13 protein-coding genes are annotated in these 16199 nt (G+C 71.1%); 5 read left to right on the forward strand and 8 right to left on the reverse strand.

The window, feature by feature from the left end; genetic code table 11:
- The first annotated feature begins 109 nt into the window (after positions 1–109).
- Positions 110–1561 carry a cardiolipin synthase gene (gene cls, locus GCE65_RS04135; RefSeq protein ID WP_153877476.1) on the forward strand — a complete coding sequence of 484 codons (1452 nt, stop codon included), beginning with the start codon at positions 110–112 and terminating at the stop codon, positions 1559–1561.
- Between the two features lie 36 nt (positions 1562–1597).
- Here cls and GCE65_RS04140 read toward each other — a convergent pair whose 3' ends face one another.
- Positions 1598–2650, reverse strand: coding sequence for a mechanosensitive ion channel family protein (locus GCE65_RS04140; protein ID WP_153877477.1), 1053 nt, complete (start codon positions 2648–2650; stop codon positions 1598–1600).
- 128 nt (positions 2651–2778) lie between these two features.
- Between GCE65_RS04140 and GCE65_RS04145 the strand changes: the two genes are divergently transcribed.
- Positions 2779–3924, forward strand: coding sequence for a cytochrome P450 (locus GCE65_RS04145; RefSeq protein ID WP_153877478.1), 1146 nt, complete (start codon positions 2779–2781; stop codon positions 3922–3924).
- An 85-nt stretch (positions 3925–4009) separates the two neighbouring features.
- On the opposite strand, the gene GCE65_RS04150 is transcribed toward GCE65_RS04145, so the two are convergent.
- The 7 genes from GCE65_RS04150 to GCE65_RS04180 form a co-directional block, all read right to left on the reverse strand.
- Positions 4010–4891: a hypothetical protein gene (locus GCE65_RS04150; protein ID WP_153877479.1), complete on the reverse strand. Its 882-nt coding sequence runs from the start codon at positions 4889–4891 to the stop codon at positions 4010–4012.
- Positions 4888–5940, reverse strand: coding sequence for a DapH/DapD/GlmU-related protein (locus tag GCE65_RS04155; protein WP_153877480.1), 1053 nt, complete (start codon positions 5938–5940; stop codon positions 4888–4890). The genes GCE65_RS04150 and GCE65_RS04155 overlap by 4 nt, the downstream gene beginning before the upstream one ends.
- Positions 5941–6022: 82 nt before the next feature.
- Positions 6023–7540, reverse strand: coding sequence for a DHA2 family efflux MFS transporter permease subunit (locus tag GCE65_RS04160; RefSeq protein ID WP_153877481.1), 1518 nt, complete (start codon positions 7538–7540; stop codon positions 6023–6025).
- Entirely contained in the window at positions 7537–9033 is a 1497-nt protein-coding gene (locus tag GCE65_RS04165; protein WP_194928824.1) for a serine hydrolase, read from the reverse strand. The genes GCE65_RS04160 and GCE65_RS04165 overlap by 4 nt, the downstream gene beginning before the upstream one ends.
- Positions 9030–10838 (reverse strand): biotin carboxylase N-terminal domain-containing protein, encoded by a 1809-nt coding sequence (locus GCE65_RS04170; RefSeq protein ID WP_152817563.1) that lies wholly within the window; start codon positions 10836–10838, stop codon positions 9030–9032. The genes GCE65_RS04165 and GCE65_RS04170 overlap by 4 nt, the downstream gene beginning before the upstream one ends.
- Before the next feature lie 282 nt (positions 10839–11120).
- Positions 11121–11636: a nucleoside deaminase gene (locus GCE65_RS04175; RefSeq protein ID WP_228760107.1), complete on the reverse strand. Its 516-nt coding sequence runs from the start codon at positions 11634–11636 to the stop codon at positions 11121–11123.
- 97 nt (positions 11637–11733) lie between these two features.
- A complete protein-coding gene (locus GCE65_RS04180) occupies positions 11734–12366 on the reverse strand; it encodes a nucleoside triphosphate pyrophosphatase (protein WP_152817565.1) in 633 nt (210 codons plus the stop codon).
- 242 nt (positions 12367–12608) lie between these two features.
- Here GCE65_RS04180 and GCE65_RS04185 point away from each other — a divergent pair, with 242 nt between their 5' ends.
- Genes GCE65_RS04185 through GCE65_RS04195 form a run of 3 tightly spaced genes read left to right on the forward strand, consistent with a single transcriptional unit; the run spans position 12609 to position 16196 of the window.
- Positions 12609–13949: an ABC transporter substrate-binding protein gene (locus GCE65_RS04185; protein WP_153877484.1), complete on the forward strand. Its 1341-nt coding sequence runs from the start codon at positions 12609–12611 to the stop codon at positions 13947–13949.
- A 16-nt stretch (positions 13950–13965) separates the two neighbouring features.
- The gene (locus GCE65_RS04190; RefSeq protein ID WP_153877485.1) at positions 13966–15315 is read left to right on the forward strand and encodes an ABC transporter permease subunit; all 1350 of its coding nucleotides are present in this window, start codon (positions 13966–13968) and stop codon (positions 15313–15315) included.
- Positions 15312–16196 (forward strand): carbohydrate ABC transporter permease, encoded by an 885-nt coding sequence (locus tag GCE65_RS04195; RefSeq protein WP_153877486.1) that lies wholly within the window; start codon positions 15312–15314, stop codon positions 16194–16196. Before GCE65_RS04190 ends, GCE65_RS04195 begins: the two co-directional genes overlap by 4 nt.
- Positions 16197–16199: the final 3 nt, after the last annotated feature.

Below are 16199 nucleotides of genomic sequence, written 5' to 3' on the forward strand. Positions count from 1 at the left end.
AGCGGACGCGGCATTCTGTCGCGGTCGAGCGCCCCGACCTCGACGGAATCCCGCGTCCGCGGCGGGTGTCCTGCCCGCACGACGATGGCCGGCCTGCCATCATGACCCTGTGAACGATGTCAGCATCTGGGCGGTGTCGCTCCTTGCCGCCCACGTGCTCATCATCCTGTTCACCGCGTTCTCCATCTCGGCCAACCGCAAGCCGTCCTCGGCGCTCGCCTGGTTGCTCGTGGTCATCTTCGTGCCGCTGCTCGGCGTGGTGGCCTACCTGCTCATCGGCACCGCGAAGCTTCCGCAGGATCGCCGCGACAAGCAGCGGTTCATCACCGAGCTGATCATGGCCCGCACGCCCGGTGATCTCGGTGCCGCCGCGCGCAGCACCACCTGGCCCGACTGGTTCGGCACGCTCGTCACCCTGAACCGCACCCTCGGCGCGCTGCCGATGCTGCCGAACAACCACGCCGAGCTCCTCACGGACTACAAGGGCATGATCGCCCGCATGGTCGACGACATCGACCGGGCCGAGAAGTACGTACACGTCGAGTTCTTCATCCTCGTGTGCGACGAGACCACGGCCCCGTTCTTCGACGCCCTCGCCCGGGCCCGGGAGCGCGGTGTCACGGTGCGGGTGCTGACCGATCACCTCTCCCAGCTGACCTACCCGTTCCGGCGGCGCACCGCCGAGCGGCTGGCGCGAATGGGCGCCGAATACCACGCGATGCTCCCGATCAGCCCGATCCGAAGCGGCCGCCGGCTCGATCTGCGAAACCACCGCAAGCTCGTGGTGATCGACGGACTCATCGGCCACACCGGGTCGATGAACCTCATCGCCGACCACTATCACAAGCGCACCGCGCTGCGCCGCGGCCTGCACTGGCGCGAGCTCATGATGCGCCTGCAGGGCCCGGTCGTGCGCGAGCTCGACGCCGTGTTCGCCACCGACTGGTACAGCGAGACCGACGAGCTGCTCCCGCTCGACTACACCGAACTACCCGAGACCGGCCCGGGCGCACTCGATGCCCAGGTGCTCCCGAGCGGGCCGAGCTTCGAGGCCGACAACAACCTCAAGCTCTTCGCGGCCGCGCTGCACAACGCCCGCCGCCGGGTGAGCGTGACCAGCCCCTACTTCGTGCCGGACCAGAGCGTGCTCGACGCGATGGTCACGGCCGCCCACCGGGGCCTGGAGGTGGAGCTCTTCGTGGCCGCCTCGAGTGACCAGTTCATGGTCTATCACGCCCAACGCTCCTATTACGAGGAACTCCTGCGCGCGGGAGTGCGGATCTTCCTGTACCACGCGCCCACGGTGCTGCACGCGAAGCACATCAGCCTCGACGACGAGGTGGCGATCATCGGCACCAGCAACATGGACGAACGCTCCCTCAGCCTCCACATGGAGCTCATGGTCATGTTCTCGGGGGAGTCGATCGTGGCCGACCTGCGGGCGGTCGAGGACGACTACCGCGCTCGCAGCCGGGAGCTCCACCTCGAGGAGTGGCTCGCCCGGCCCTACCGCGAACAATGGCTCGACAACGTCATGCGGCTCACGTCGGCCCTCATGTGAGCGACCGGTTGCCGGGGCCGGCCGGAGGCGAGCGGCCTACGCGGGCCGGGCTGCGTCGTCCCCACTCATGAGCACGCGCTGGGTGGGCAACGCCTCGGGATTGTGCTCGCGCAGCCACGTGGCCAGACCCTCCCGGACGTCGCAGCGCAGCACCCAGTCGTCGTCGGTGTTCGCGGTGCTCACGGTGGCGCGCACGGTGAGCCGGTCGGTGGCGGAGTCGGTCACCCGCACCCCGCGCGAGCGCCCGTCCCACAGGCCGCTCGCGTCGACGAGCCGGTCGAACTCGGCGCGGAAGCCGGCCAGATCCACCCGCCAGTCGAGCGAGAAGTAGATGAGCCCGGTGAGCGACTCGTCGTCGCGGCTCCAGTTGATGAACGGGGTCGTGGTGAAGAACGTCGACGGCAACACCTTGTGCTGGCCGGTCCAGATGTTCACGACCACGTACGTCAGGGTGATGTCCTCGACCGTCGCCCACGTTCCGTCGACCTCGACGATGTCGCCGATGCGGATGGCGTCGGTGAAGGCGAGCTGGATGCCCGCGAACAGGTTGCCGAGCGAGCTCTGCGCGGCGATGCCCAGAACCACCGACAGCAGCCCGGCCGAGGCGAGGATCGTCGTCCCGATCTGTTCGACGCCGGGGAACGTGAGCAGCACGAGCGCGGCGCCGACGACCACGAACGCGGCGTTGACGATCCGGCGGATGAGCTGCATCTGGGTCTGGGCGCGGCGGGCGGCGCGCGCGTCGCCGGCCATGCGGGCCACCACCCGGTACTGGGCGTGGGCGAGCCAGACGAGCACGAACACCGCCACGAGCCAGACGGCGCAGACGATGATCGCGATGAGCAGCACGTGCATGCCGATGTCGCGGAGGGTCGAGGGATCGGTCAGTCCGCCGAAACCGATCCGCAGCGCGGTGGTGAGCAGCAGGCCGGCGACCGGCCGACGAATGCGCCGCCATGCCCGGTCGATGGCCACCGTGCGCCGCCCGATCCGCCGCAGCACGAGGTTGACCACGAGGAGCAGGACGAGCGCCGCCACGACCGAGGAGGCGAGCACGATGATCCAGTTGAGGGTCGGTCCGAGATCCATGCCCCTGGTCTAACACACGAGGCCGCCGGGCGCCGAACTGTGAACGCCCACACATAACGGACCGCGGTGACGCCTGGATCACGGCGGAAACCCGGTCGGCACGGCATGATCGTATGAAGGAGGATGCCATGCAGCTCGATGCCCAGACCGAGGATCCGCGCGTGAGTTACGACGAGCGACGTTCCCGGTGTCCGGTCTCCCGCGACTCCGCCGGGTCGTGGACGCTCTATCGTCATGACGACGTGCGCTCGGCCGCCCTCGACGACGTCGCCTTCTCGAGCGCCACCTCGCGCTTCCTGCAGGTGCCCAACGGGATGGACGGCGCCGAACACGACCTCTTCCGGGCGCTGACCGACCGGTACTTCGAGCCCCGCCGGCTCGCCGCGCTCGAGCCCGTGCTCGCCGACGTTGCCGAGGACATCGTGGCCGCGACCCTCGGGGCACCGACGCAGCCCGAGGCGGCCGCCGACGCCGTGGAGCTCGGGGCGCGATTCGCGGTGCGGTCCGCCTGCGACTGGCTCGGCTGGCCCCGCACGCACGAGCGCGAGCTGCTCGACTGGGTCGCGGCGAACCGGGAGGCGAGCCGGTCCGGCGACCTGACCGCCACCTCCGCCGTGGCCACCTGGTACACGAACATCATCCGCTCCCAGACCGACGAGCGCCGGGCGCTGGGGGAGCGGGCTCCCGCGGACGTGACGACCGAACTCCTGGGCGACGACTTCCTCGGCCGGGCGCTCACCGACGAGGAGATCACCTCGATCCTGCGCAACTGGACCGGCGGCGACCTCTCGAGCATGGCGCTGTGCATCGGGGTCGTGCTGGCATACCTGGCCGATCATCCACAGCTGCAGGCGCGGATGCGGGCCGGCGTGAGCGAGGTGGAGTTCAACGCGATCCTCGACGAGATCCTGCGCATCGACAATCCGTTCACCTCGAACCGGCGGGTGACCACGCGCGAGGTGGCCCTCGGCGACGAACGGATCCCCGCCGGGGACCGGGTGGTGCTCAACTGGACCGCAGCGAACCGGGACCCGGAGGCCTTCGGCGACCCGGACGCGTTCAGCCCCTATCTCAACGCCCCGAAGAACCTCGTGTACGGCATCGGGAGGCACGTGTGCCCCGGCCGGGCGCTGGCCACGATGCAGTTGCGGCTGCTGACCGAGGCGGTGCTCTACCGCACGGCCGAGATCCTGCCGGATCCGGACCGCGACCGGGAGCGGGAGCAGCCGCCGGCCGGTGGATACGCGCGGGTGCCGATCGTGCTGCGCCGGTAGGCCTGAGCCCGCGGGCCCGCGGGGGAGGAACGACCGCCGCGGTGATCGAACGGTCCCACCGGCCGTCGTTGCAGCGCCGCCGGGTTCAGCGGACGATGACGGCGCCGGTCTCGAGCCCGTTCGGCGTCTCCCGCCGGGCCGGCCCGACCTGCTCCCAGCCACCGCCCGCACGTTCCCACCGCAGGGAGCTCACCTGCACGGACTCGACGCCGGTCTCCGCAGCGGTGGCGACGGCCCACTGGCCCAGGGCCCACGCCGCCCGCTCGGAGCCGGCCGCGAGCCGGATCTCGCCCCCGAGGGCCGAGGAGATCACGGCATCGGGCTGGTCCCGGTCGAGGAGGGCCGTGAACCGCGGATGCTCGTCCCCGGCGGCCGGGGTGCGAGCCTCCGGCAGGTGGCACGACAGCGCGCGCGGGCTCGCGCCGGTCAGCGCATCCGTCAGCGCGGCCGCGAGCGGCTCGTGCTGGGCGTACAGATCCGGGAAGGCCGAGCGCTGGACCGCCTGCGCGGCCTCGGTCAGCGGCACCTCGAGGTAGTCCGGCACCTCGACGAGCCGGTCGTAGAAGAGGCCGGCGGCGTAGCGCGGATCCTGCACCTGTTCGGGCGATCCCCAGCCCTGGGAGGGGCGCTGCTGGAACAGCCCGAGGGAGTCCCGGTCGCCGTGGTCGAGATTGCGCAGCGAGGACTCCTGCATCGCCGTGGCCACCGCGATGGTCAGGGCGCGCTCCGGGAGGTCCCGGCCCGCGCCCACGGCCACGATGAGGGCCGCCGAGCCGGCCTGTTCCGCCGAGAGGGAGAACGTGTGGTCGCCGTCGTCGACCCGGCACCCCGCCCCGGCCGGTGCCGGACGTTCGAGCGCATCGAGCACCATGACCACGGTGAAGACCGCTCCGATGAGCAGGAGGATGAGCAGGACGGTGAGGATGAGCGCGCCGCCGCGGGGGCGCTCCCCGGACTGCCGGTTCATTCGTTCCCGGGCGTCGAGGGACGCTCGTCGCGTTCGAAGGCCTCGACCACGCCGGTGGTCGAATTGCGGCGGAACAGCAGCCGCTCCTCGCCGGAGAGCTCGCGTGCGGCGACGATCCGCGGATGCGGGTGGGCCGCGGTGCGCAGGGTGACCTTTGTTCCCGCGGTCACGTACAGCCCGGCCTCGACCACGCAGTCGTCGCCGAGGGAGATGCCCACGCCGGCGTTCGCGCCCAGGAGGCACCGCCGTCCGATCGTGACGAGCTGCGCCGCTCCCTCCTCGGCGCCGATGATCGAGGCGCTCCCGCCGATCTCGGTGTCGCGGTCGACGGTCACCCCGTAGTTCACGCGGCCCTGGATGTGCGCGGCGCCGACCGAACCGGCGTTGTAGTCGACGAAGCCCTCCGCCCGCACCACCGTGCCCGGTGCGAGGTGCGCGCCGAGGCGTACCCGGTCCGCCACCTCGATGCGCACGTCCGAGGGCGCCACGAAGTCGGTCATCCGCGGAAACCGGGCGACCCCGAACACCACCGGCGCGACTCCCTTGCCCGCGATCCGCAGCCGCAGGCGCGTGTCCTCGAAGTCGGCGAGCTCGCACGCCCCCACGGAGGTCCACACGTTGACGGGAAGGACCTCCTCGAGCCCGCCCAGCTCCGCTTCGCCCGGCGCGATGTCGCGGTGGGAGAGCAGGTGGAGGCGCAGGTAGGCATCGGCCGTGTCCGCGGGGGGCGCGGCGAGATCGATCTGCGTGTGGACGACGCCCAGGTGCGTTCGGCGTGCGGGATCCGTCGTGCGTAGCGATGCGAGGTCGGCGGGCACCCCGTAGGGTCCGGCGAGCCGGGCCGGCATCCGGCCCAGGCCCAGCTCCGGATACCAGACCTCGAGCGTCGTGCCCCGGGCGGAGACGGTGGCCAGCCCGACCCCCCAGGCGGGCCGCACCGCCGGCCGCACCGCCGGGCGCACCGCGGGATGGACGGCGGGGTCCGACGTGGGGTCCACGGCGGAGGCTGTCGTGGGCTCCGCGGTGGGGCGGGAGGCGGACGGGTTCATGGCACCAGGGTACGCGGGATGCGATCGGCCGGGCCTCTCCCGCGGCGCCGACCGGGGAAGATCATGCGCCCGGGCGACCGGATTATTTCCCCGCAGGGGCCGGTCGAGGGGTGGCGACCGGCGCACTGGGCGCGCTGTCGGAGGGGCGGCCCACGAAGAAGAGGGCGAGCACCCCGGCGAGCGCCACGCCGATGGCGGGCAGAAGCAACGTGTCGGCCATCGCGGAGGAGAAGCCCGCGAGCGCCTCCGGCGGCAGGTCGGCCGCGGCCGCGGAGCCGCCCTGACTCAGTTCGTCGGCGCTCGGGCCGAGGTAGTGCACCAGCCGGGACTGCAGCACCACGGCGATGGCCGCGCTCCCGAGCACGGCCCCGACCTGCCGGGTCGTGTTGTACACCCCGGATCCGGCCCCGGCGCTGGTCATGGGCAGGTTCCGGGTGGCCGTGACCGACAGCGGCGACCAGAGGAAGGCGTTCGCCACCCCGAACAGGGTCATGGCGAGCACGATGTGCCAGATCGGGGTCGTCGGGGAGAGCGCGAACGTGAACCAGCAGAGCACCGCCGCGGCCGAGAACAGTCCCATCGGGGCGAGCACGCGCGGCGCCATCCTGTCGACGAGGTGGCCGGCGAGGGGGGCGAGGGCGGTCTGCAGGAGCGCCATCGGCGCGAGCAGCAGCCCGGCCTCGGTGGGGCTCAGGCCCCGCACCGACTGGGCGTACATCATGATCGGGAAGTTGACCACGGTGATGGACACGCCCACGAACGCGATCGCGCCGTTGCCGAGGGAGAAGTTGCGGTCCTTGAACAGGTTGAGCGGCACGAGCGGGTCGGTGCGAATCCGCCGCTGCCACAGCACGAACGCCACCATGACCGCCACGCCGACCGCGATGAGCGCCGGCACCGAGATCGGCCCGGCGATCGTGCCCCAGTCGTAGGTCTCGCCCTCCTGGATCCCGAATACGAGGCAGAACATCCCCACGGCCGACAGCGCCACTCCCACCCCGTCGAAATGGTGGGAGTGGATCGGCAGCCGCGGCACGAACACGTAGGCGAGCACGAGCCCGATCAGGCCGACGGGCACGTTGACGAAGAAGATCCACTCCCAGCCGCCGGCGTCGATGAGCAGCCCGCCGGCGAGGGGGCCCACGAGCATCGCCACGCCCGCGGTCGCCCCCCACAGCGACATCGCCTGCCCGCGCCGGTGCGGCGGGAACGTGCGGGTGATCACGGCCATCGTCTGCGGGGTGAGCATGGAGGCGCCGAGCCCCTGCACCACCCGGGCCACGATGAGCCACGTGATGTCGCCGGTGAGGCCGCACCACAGCGAGGAGAGCGTGAACACCGTCAGCCCGGTGAGGTAGAGCCGCCGCGGACCGAACCGATCGCCGAGCCGCCCGGTGATGAGCAGCGGAACGGCGTAGGCGAGCAGGTACCCGGAGTTGACCCAGATCACCTGCGAGACGTCCGCCTCGAGATCGTGCATGAGCGTGGGCAGCGCGACGGAGACGATCGTCGTGTCGACCAGGATCATGAAGAAGCCGATGACCATGGCCCACAGGGCCGCCCAGGCCGCCCGGCTCGTCTCCGTGGGAGGGGCCGTCATGCGCTCAGCCCGGCACGCTCGGGGGAGGCGGCGAACAGGTCCGCGCCGTTCAGGGGAGCGATCGGCCACACGACGCTCGCCGAGGCGGCATCGCCGGTGACGAGCACGTGGTGCGGGAAGCTCGGGATCCGCAGCCGCGCCCGGTAGGTGCCGTCCGACCAGCCGCCCTGGGCCAGCACGCGCACCGCCGTGCCGGCGTACGGCCCGGCGGGCGCCCTCAGGACGGTCTCGCCCCAGGAATGCGTGGGGACGACGAGCGCGAGTTCCGTACCGGCGTACCGCAGCCGCAGCGGCTCGCCGGGGGCCGGAAGCGACACCGCGTCGAATCCGGCGACGGGCACGTCGGTCGCGTCCGGCGGGGGAGCGGAGGGTGCTGCCGGCGGCGCGCCGGCGACCGGGACCGCGGCCGGGGGAGCGAGCGGGTGCCACGCGGGCAGCCCGGCCGGGGCGGTGCCCGCCGCAGGCAGCAGCGGGAGCGAGCGATCGGCGAGGAACGGGGCGAGTGAGGCGTCCTCGGGGGCCGGCTCGCGGCCCACGCCGGGGAGCAGGTGGGTGAGGATGAGCTCGCCGAGGCCGTGCATGTCGGTGGAGATCGACGTGATCGCGACCACGAGGTCGGCGGCGGGGAGCACGACGGCGAACTGGCCGAACGCGCCGTCGGCGCGGAAGCCGGCATCGAGGATCCAGAAGGAGTAGCCGTAGCCGCGGGTCCACGCGCCCCGGGTCCAGGCCTCCGGCAGCGGCGCGAACGGGGTGGTCGCGCGGTCGAGGAAGCCGCCCGGCAGGAGCCGGGTGCCGTCCTCGGTGCACCCGTCGCGCAGCCAGAACCGGCCGAGGGTGAGCAGATCGCCGGTGCGCACGTGGGCGCCCGACCAGCCCTGGTCGATGCCGGTCGCGTCGGTGAACCAGCCGGGTTCGGGCAGGCCGAGGGGGCCGAGCACGCGCTCGTGGGCGACTCGTCGCAGCGGCGCCCCGGTCACGTGCGTGACCATCCGCGACAGCAGGTTCGTGGCCACCTGGTTGTACGCGAACACGGTCCCCGGCGGGCGCTGCGGCGGGGTGGCGAGCATGAGGTCGAGGAGCGGGGCGGGCAGCGGCCCCGGCCCGGCCCAGGCGCGGTTCCAGGCGTCGGCGGTGTGGCCCGTCGCCATCGCCAGACAGTGTTCGATCGTGACGTCGTGCCAGGCCGGAGCCGGCGTGATGCCGGGGGCGGGCAGGTGGTCGAGGATCGGGTCGTCCAGCGAGATCGAGGCACCGCCGTCCTGGTGCAGCAGGGCGCCGACCGTCATGGCGGTGATCGTCTTGGACACCGAGTACACGAGCTGGGGCCGATCGAGGGAGTACGGCGCCCACTGAGCCTGGGCCACCGTCGTGCCGCGGTGGGAGATCGCGAGGGTGTGCAGCTCGGCGACCTGCTCGGCCGCCTCGACGAAGGCGCGGATCGCCGCCGGGTCGATCCCTGCGGCCCCGCCCGCAGGCAGTGCGGTGCTCACTCCGAGCCGGCGTCGTCGATCTGGCAGATGATCCCGCCGGCCGAGATCGACTGCCCGGGGCCGGCGGTCAGGCCGTGGATCCGGCCGGCTCGGTGGGCGAAGAGCGGCTGCTCCATCTTCATCGCCTCGAGGACGACGACCAGGTCGCCCTCCGCCACGACGTCGCCGTCGGTCACGGCCACCTTGACGATCGTGCCCTGCATCGGGCAGGCGAGCGCGTTGCCGCTCACCTTGGTGGCGGTCCGGTGGCCCGAGCGGCGCGTGGGCTTGCGAGGGCCGTTTCGTTTGGCGGAGCCCAGACCCAGGCCCGCCGGCAGCACGACCTCGAGGCGCTTGCCGCCGACCTCGACCACGACGCGTTCGACGGCCTCCTCGGGTTCCGGTGCCTCGACCGGGGTCGCCACGGGGGCGTCCTCGGGGCGGGTGAAGCCGTCGATGAACTCGGATTCGATCCAGGTGGTGTACACGCCGAAGTCGCCGGACTCGGCGGTGAAGGCGGGGTGGGAGACCATCGCCCGGTGGAAGGGGACGACGGTGGGCAGGCCCACGATCGCCGTCTCGTCGAGCGCGCGACGGGCGCGCTGGAGGGCCTCGGCGCGGGTGGCGCCGGTGACGACGAGCTTGGCGATCATCGAGTCGAAGGCACCGGAGATCGTGTCGCCGGCGCGCACGCCCGAATCGACCCGTACCCCCGGACCCGAGGGCCAGTCGAGGGTGGTCAGGGTGCCGGGCGCGGGCAGGAACCCGGCGTAGGGATCCTCCCCGTTGATGCGGAACTCGAAGGAGTGGCCGCGCAGCGGCACCTCGGTGTAGCCGAGGGGCTCACCGGCAGCGATCCGGAACTGCTCGCGCACGAGGTCGATGCCGGAGACCTCCTCGGTCACGGTGTGTTCCACCTGCAGGCGGGTGTTCACCTCGAGGAAGGAGATCGTGCCGTCGGTGCCCACGAGGAACTCGCACGTGCCCGCTCCCCGGTAGCCCGCCTCGGTGAGGATGGCGATCGAGGCGGTGCGCAGCTGCTCGTTCTGCTCCTCGCTCAGGAACGGCGCCGGCGCCTCCTCGACGAGCTTCTGATGGCGCCGCTGCAGGGAGCAGTCGCGGGTGGAGACGACCACGACGGTGCCGTGATCGTCGGCGAGGCACTGGGTCTCCACGTGCCGGGGCCGGTCGAGGAAGCGCTCGACGAAGCACTCGCCGCGGCCGAACGAGGCGGTGGCCTCGCGGACCGCCGACTCGAAGAGATCGGGGATCTCCTCGGCGGTGTGGGCGACCTTGAGGCCGCGACCGCCGCCGCCGAAGGCCGCCTTGATCGCGATGGGCAGGCCGTGCTCGGCCGCGAAGTCGAGCACCTCCTGCGGGCTTTCGACCGGGTCCGGGGTGCCGGCGACGAGCGGGGCGCCGGCACGCTGGGCGATGTGACGGGCGGAGACCTTGTCTCCGAGGGCGTCGATCGCGGCCGGCGGGGGGCCGATCCAGACGAGGCCGGCATCGATGACGGCGCGGGCGAAGTCCGCGTTCTCGGCGAGGAAGCCGTAGCCGGGGTGCACCGAGTCGGCACCGGAGCGCCGGGCGACGTCGAGGAGCTTGGCGATGTCCAGGTACGTCTCGGCGGCGCGCGCCCCGCCGAGGGCATAGGCCTCATCGGTCAGGGTGGCATGGAGGGCGGTGCGATCGGGATCGGCGTACACGCCCACGGAGGTGAGGCCGGCGTCGCGGCAGGCCCGCGCGATCCGGACGGCGATCTCGCCGCGGTTCGCGATCAGTACCTTGCGGAGGGGGCGAGGCCCGGACGCCGTGGATGTCATGCACACTCCTCGTTGTTGCCACACCGGCACGGCCGGGCGAATGGAACGCCGGCCCGGGCCACGCTAGTACGGGCGGTCGGTTCGCCCCAACTATGCCCGCCCGTGCCGACGAAGTCTGTAGGTGAAAGCAAGTCGGCCAGGCAAAACTTGTGGAGACCTCACAAAGTAGGGGGCCGGGCCGACCGTGGCCTGGACCACAGCTAGTGTAGACCGGACAAAACACGCGGGGGCCCAGACGGCCGGCGACTCGCCGGGCCCGTTCCGGATCAGCGGTCGGTCGGATCAGGCCGGGGAGGCGTCGCTGCGGCGGGTCCAGAAGCCGACGTGGGCCGCGGCCGCCTCGTCCTCCAGCAGCGGCCCGAGCACCTCGATCCGGCGCTGGCCGTGGGCGATGACCTCGCGGCACGGCAGCGCGAACGTCGGATTCTGCGGATCGTCCCCGGTGAGCTCGAGCAGTCGGGTCTCGGAGAGCGCGTAGACGATCCGGCCGATGCCGCACCAATAGATCGCGCCCGTGCACATCGCGCACGGTTCGGCGCTGGTGTAGAGCGTCGCCCCGGCGAGCTCCGCGGGGCCCAGGTGGGCCACGGAATCCGCGGCGGCGGCGAGCTCGGCGTGCTGGGTGGGGTCTCCGCCCGGCGGCATGGAGTTGTTCCCCTTACGGGAGACGACGCGGCCATCGCGGTCGGCGACGAGCGCCGCGAACGGATGGCGTCCGCGGCCCCGGGCGTCCTGGGACAGCGCGATCGCTTCGCGAAGCAGCGCCAGGTCGATGTCACTGGGACGGGTGTCGGTCACGGGTTCTCTCAGTTCTCTCAGTCCTCTCAGTTCTCTCGGGTCACTCGGGTCTCTCGGTGCTCGCGATGCGCACGGTGGCGGGGCGTCCCGCATCCGGTCAGGCGCCCGTCCGGTGGGCCCAGAGCGAGGTCCAGCCGATGCCGAGGCCGGCGAGGAGGGTGCGCAGCAGCGGCAGGCTCAGCCCGACGACGCCGTGATGGTCGCCGCGCACCCCCGAGACGAATGCTCCGCCGAGCCCGTCGAGGGTGAAGGCGCCGGCGACGCGCAGCGGTTCTCCCGTGGCGATATAGGCGTCGATCTCCGCGTCGGTCACCTCGGCGAAGTCCACCTCGGTGTGGCTGACACCCGCGGCCTCCCGGCCGTCGGCGGTGAGGAGCACGTGACCGGTGTGCAGCACGCCGCTCCGGCCGCGCATCCGCTGCCAGCGTTCCCTGGCGACCTCGGCCCGGTGGGGCTTGCCGAGCCCCTCGCCGTCGAATTCGAGGAGGGAGTCGCAGCCGAGGACGACCTGGGCCGCCGGAGCCCCCGGATCGGTGGCGACCGAGCGCGCCTTCGCCTCGGCGAGGACGGCCACGGATTCGGCGACCGTCAGGGGGCCCCGCTCGGCCCGGGCGTCGGCGAGGGCGGCGTCCTCGTCGACGTGGGAGACCCGGATGAGCGGCTCGACACCGGCTGCTCGGAGGGTGGCGGCGCGGGCCGGGGACGCGGAGGCGAGAAGAAGCGAAGTCATCGCGGGCAAGACTAGCCGCCCGCCGAGCGCGGCGACGAGGCTGCTGCCCGCCCCGGAGCCGCCCCGGAGCCGCCCCGGACCCGCGCCGGCCCGCGACACGGCTGCGGCCGCGACGTTATGGGAATGAGACCGGGCCGGGATCACCGAACGACGGAGGGCGGCGGTATCGTCGAAAACGCGGCACTGGGGCCCACTCGGCGCCGTCCACGAAACTGAGCGAATTCGTACGAAGGAGTCGTGAGATGGTGAACGGACGAGGGAGATGGCTGTCGGCGGCCGCCGGGATCGCAGCGGCGAGCCTGGTGATGGCCGGTTGTGGCGGGGGCGACGGGGGCGGGTCCGGAGGCGAGACCGCCGGCGGGGAGACGACCGGCGGGGAGTCGACCGAGGCCGTCGATCTCTCCGGTCAGACGCTCAGCGTCGTCGCGGCCTGGACGGGTGAGGAGCAGAAGAACTTCGAGGCCGTGCTCTCGAAATTCGAGGACGACACCGGTGCAACGGTGAACTACACGAGCTTCGGCGACAACGGGCCCACGTATATCCAGGGCCAGATCGAGGGTGGGAATCCCCCGAATATCGCGGTCGTCGGGCAGCCCGCACTCATGGAATCGCTCGCGTCCAATGGCGACATCAAGCCGGTGGGCGACGACGTGAAGAGCGCGGTCGAGGCGAACTACGCGCAGTCGTGGATCGACCTCGGCACGGTCGACGGGGACCTGTACGGCGTCTGGTTCAAGGCGGCCAACAAGTCGACGGTCTGGTACAACAAGGACATCTACGACGATGCCGGCGCGACGGTCCCGAAGGACTGGGACGGCTTCATGGATCAGCTCGGGCTCATCGAGGACTTCGGCTACGCGGGCCTGTCGGTCGGGGCGGACGTCGGCTGGCCGCTGACGGACTGGTTCGAGAACATCTACCTGCGCACCGCCGGAGCGGAGAAGTACGATCAGCTGACCAAGCACGAGATCCCGTGGACCGACCCGTCGGTCAAGGACGCGCTCACGGTCCTCGGCGGGCTGTGGAGCAGTGACCTCCTCCTCGAGGGCGGCGCCCAACGCAGCTTCCCGGACTCGGTCACGGCGGTCTTCGGCGCCGACCCCAAGGCCGGCACGGTCTACGAGGGCGACTTCGTGGCCGGGAACATCACCGCCGACGGCAACTCGACCGTCGGGAAGAACGCACTCTTCTACCCGTTCCCCTCGATCAAGGGCTCCGCGCCGGCGGTCGTGGGCGGCGGCGACGTGGCGATCCACTTCACCGACGACGACGCGACGAGCGCCCTCATGGCCTATCTCGCCTCACCGGAGTCCGCCGAGGTCTGGGTTCCACAGGGCGGCCTCACCTCACCGAACAACAAGGTCGACACCTCGCTCTACCCCGACGAGGTGGCCAAGCAGATCGCCGAACAGCTCACGAGCGCCGAGACGTTCCGGTTCGACATGTCGGACCAGACCCCGAGCGCGTTCGGCGGCACCCCCGGTCAGGGATTCTGGCAGGAGATGATCACCTTCTACGAGCATCCCGACGACATCCAGGGCACGATGGAGCGTCTCGAGAGCGCCGCCGCGTCGGCGTACTGACCGGTCCGGGTCCGTCATGACCGCCCTCGTCGACGCTCCGCCGGACTCCTCCCCCGGGCCACCCGCCCGGGGGAGGGGCCGTGGGCGCCGGCTCGCCGTCGTCGCCTCCTTCCTCGCCCCCGCGCTCGTCGTGCTCGGCGCGCTGGTCGTGTACCCGATCGTCTACACGCTCATCCAGTCGTTCTACGGAACGGGCGGGGGGTTCGTGGGCTGGGACAACTACGTCACCATGTTCACGAACGACAGCACGTTCACCGCGATCCGAAACAACATCATCTGGGTGATCGTCGCGCCCGCGTCCTGCACGATTCTCGGGCTCATCTTCGCCGTTCTCCTGGAGAAGCTCAGCTGGAAGGCGGCGTTCCGACTCATCATCTTCATGCCGATGGCGATCTCGATGCTCGCGGCCGGGGTGATCTTCCGGGGCATGTTCCAGGAGAACCCGAACCAGGGAGTGGTCAACGCGGTCATCGTCGGCGTGCACGACGCCGTGACCGACGAGTCGAACTATCCGGGGGCGCAGCCACGCGAGGACGTCGGGATCGGCTCCGACCGCGGCGTCATCGCCTCCGACGCCGAGATCGCGACCGGGCAGCAGCAGAACTTCCCGCTCGTGGCCATCCGGCCGAACAGCGTGCCCGATGCCGCCGTCCAGGCGGCACAGCCGCCGCCCGCCGGGCCGTCGGAGGTCACCGGAACCGTCTTCCTCGACGTCATCCGTGGCGGTGGCGGAACCGACGGCCGGATCGAGCCGGGCAAGCTCGGCCTGCCCGGGGTCCACGTCGATGCCGTGAACGCGGATGGGACGGTCGCCGGCTCGGCGAAGACCGGGCCCGACGGCACCTTCGTGCTCAGCGGCCTCGATCCCGGATCCTCCTATCGGATCGCGCTGCCGGCCTCGAACTTCAGCGAGGGCTTCGACGGCGTGTCATGGCTGAGTTCCACGTTCATCACCGCGGTGATCATCCTGTCGTATATCTGGATCTGGGCCGGGTTCGCGATGGTGATGATCTCATCGGGGCTCTCCGCGATCGATCGGTCGCTCCAGGAGGCCTCCCGCATCGACGGGGCGAACGAGTGGCAGGTGTTCACGAAGATCACGGCCCCGCTGCTCTCGCCCGTGCTCATCGTCGTCTTCATCACGCTCGTGATCAACGTGCTCAAGATCTTCGACCTCGTCTACGTGATCCCGCCCGGGGCCTCGAAACCCGCGGCCAACGTCATCGCCGTGGAGATGTGGACCGTCTCCTTCGGCGGCGGAAACGACATGGGCCTCGGCTCCGCCCTGTCGATCCTGCTGCTCGTGCTCGTGCTGCCGTCGATGATCATCAACATCCGGCGCTTCAAAGAGGAGCGGACCCGATGAGCGCCACCGAGCTCACCATCGTCCGCGGTCGGCCCAGCGCCGGCCAGCGGATCACGCGGGTCCTCTCCTCGAGCGTCGTCAACGTGGTGCTCCTGCTCGTCGCGCTCTTCTGGCTCATCCCCTCGGTGGGGCTGTTCCTCACGTCGCTGCGCAGCGGCGCGGACAGCGCCTCCTCCGGCTGGTGGAACGTCTTCACCAAGCCCGCGCAGCTGACGATCGAGAACTATTCGAACCTGCTGAGCAACTCCACGATCACCGGATCCTTCCTCAACACGATCATGATCGCCGTGCCGGCGACGGTGCTCGTCGTGCTCATCGGCTCGATCGCCGGCTATGCGTTCGCCTGGATGCAGTTCTGGGGGCGGGACTGGCTGCTCATCGCCGTCATCGTGCTGCTCGCGGTTCCCGTGCAGGTGGCCCTCATCCCGCTCGCCCGGCTCTTCGGCACCCTGGGAATCTTCGGCAGTGTGGTCGGCGTCGTGCTCTTCCACACGGGCTTCGGGCTCCCGTTCGCGATCTTCCTGCTGCGGAACTTCTTCACCCAGGTGCCCTCCGAGCTGCTCGAGGCGGCCCGGATCGACGGGGCCGGCGAGTGGCGCATCTTCTTCCGGATCGTGCTCCCGCTCGGGCTGCCGGCGATCGCCTCGCTCGCGATCTTCCAATTCCTGTGGACCTGGAACGACATGCTCGTGGCCCTCATCTTCACCGACTCCAGTTCGATGCCGATCACGGTGGCGATCCAGACGCAGTTGCGCCAGTTCGGGGCGAATATCGACGTGCTCTCCTCGGGTGCGTTCCTCTCGATGATCGTCCCGCTCATCGTGTTCTTCGCCTTCCAGCGGTACTTCGTGCAGGCGCTCCTCGCCGGCTCCCAGAAGTAGCGG

The sequence above is a fragment of the Pseudactinotalea sp. HY158 genome (assembly GCF_009660225.1).
GTDB lineage: Bacteria > Actinomycetota > Actinomycetes > Actinomycetales > Beutenbergiaceae > HY158.

Bases quoted from the DNA above. Each gene is read 5' to 3' on its own strand.
- GCE65_RS04155 (WP_153877480.1), bottom strand. From the start codon at position 5,940: ATGAACCCGTCCGCCTCCCGCCCCACCGCGGAGCCCACGACAGCCTCC.
- GCE65_RS04145 (WP_153877478.1), top strand. From the start codon at position 2,779: ATGCAGCTCGATGCCCAGACCGAGGATCCGCGCGTGAGTTACGACGAG.
- GCE65_RS04195 (WP_153877486.1), top strand. From the start codon at position 15,312: ATGAGCGCCACCGAGCTCACCATCGTCCGCGGTCGGCCCAGCGCCGGC.
- GCE65_RS04185 (WP_153877484.1), top strand. From the start codon at position 12,609: ATGGTGAACGGACGAGGGAGATGGCTGTCGGCGGCCGCCGGGATCGCA.
- GCE65_RS04150 (WP_153877479.1), bottom strand. From the start codon at position 4,891: ATGAACCGGCAGTCCGGGGAGCGCCCCCGCGGCGGCGCGCTCATCCTC.
- GCE65_RS04140 (WP_153877477.1), bottom strand. From the start codon at position 2,650: ATGGATCTCGGACCGACCCTCAACTGGATCATCGTGCTCGCCTCCTCG.
- GCE65_RS04180 (WP_152817565.1), bottom strand. From the start codon at position 12,366: ATGACTTCGCTTCTTCTCGCCTCCGCGTCCCCGGCCCGCGCCGCCACC.
- GCE65_RS04160 (WP_153877481.1), bottom strand. From the start codon at position 7,540: ATGACGGCCCCTCCCACGGAGACGAGCCGGGCGGCCTGGGCGGCCCTG.
- GCE65_RS04190 (WP_153877485.1), top strand. From the start codon at position 13,966: ATGACCGCCCTCGTCGACGCTCCGCCGGACTCCTCCCCCGGGCCACCC.
- GCE65_RS04170 (WP_152817563.1), bottom strand. From the start codon at position 10,838: ATGACATCCACGGCGTCCGGGCCTCGCCCCCTCCGCAAGGTACTGATC.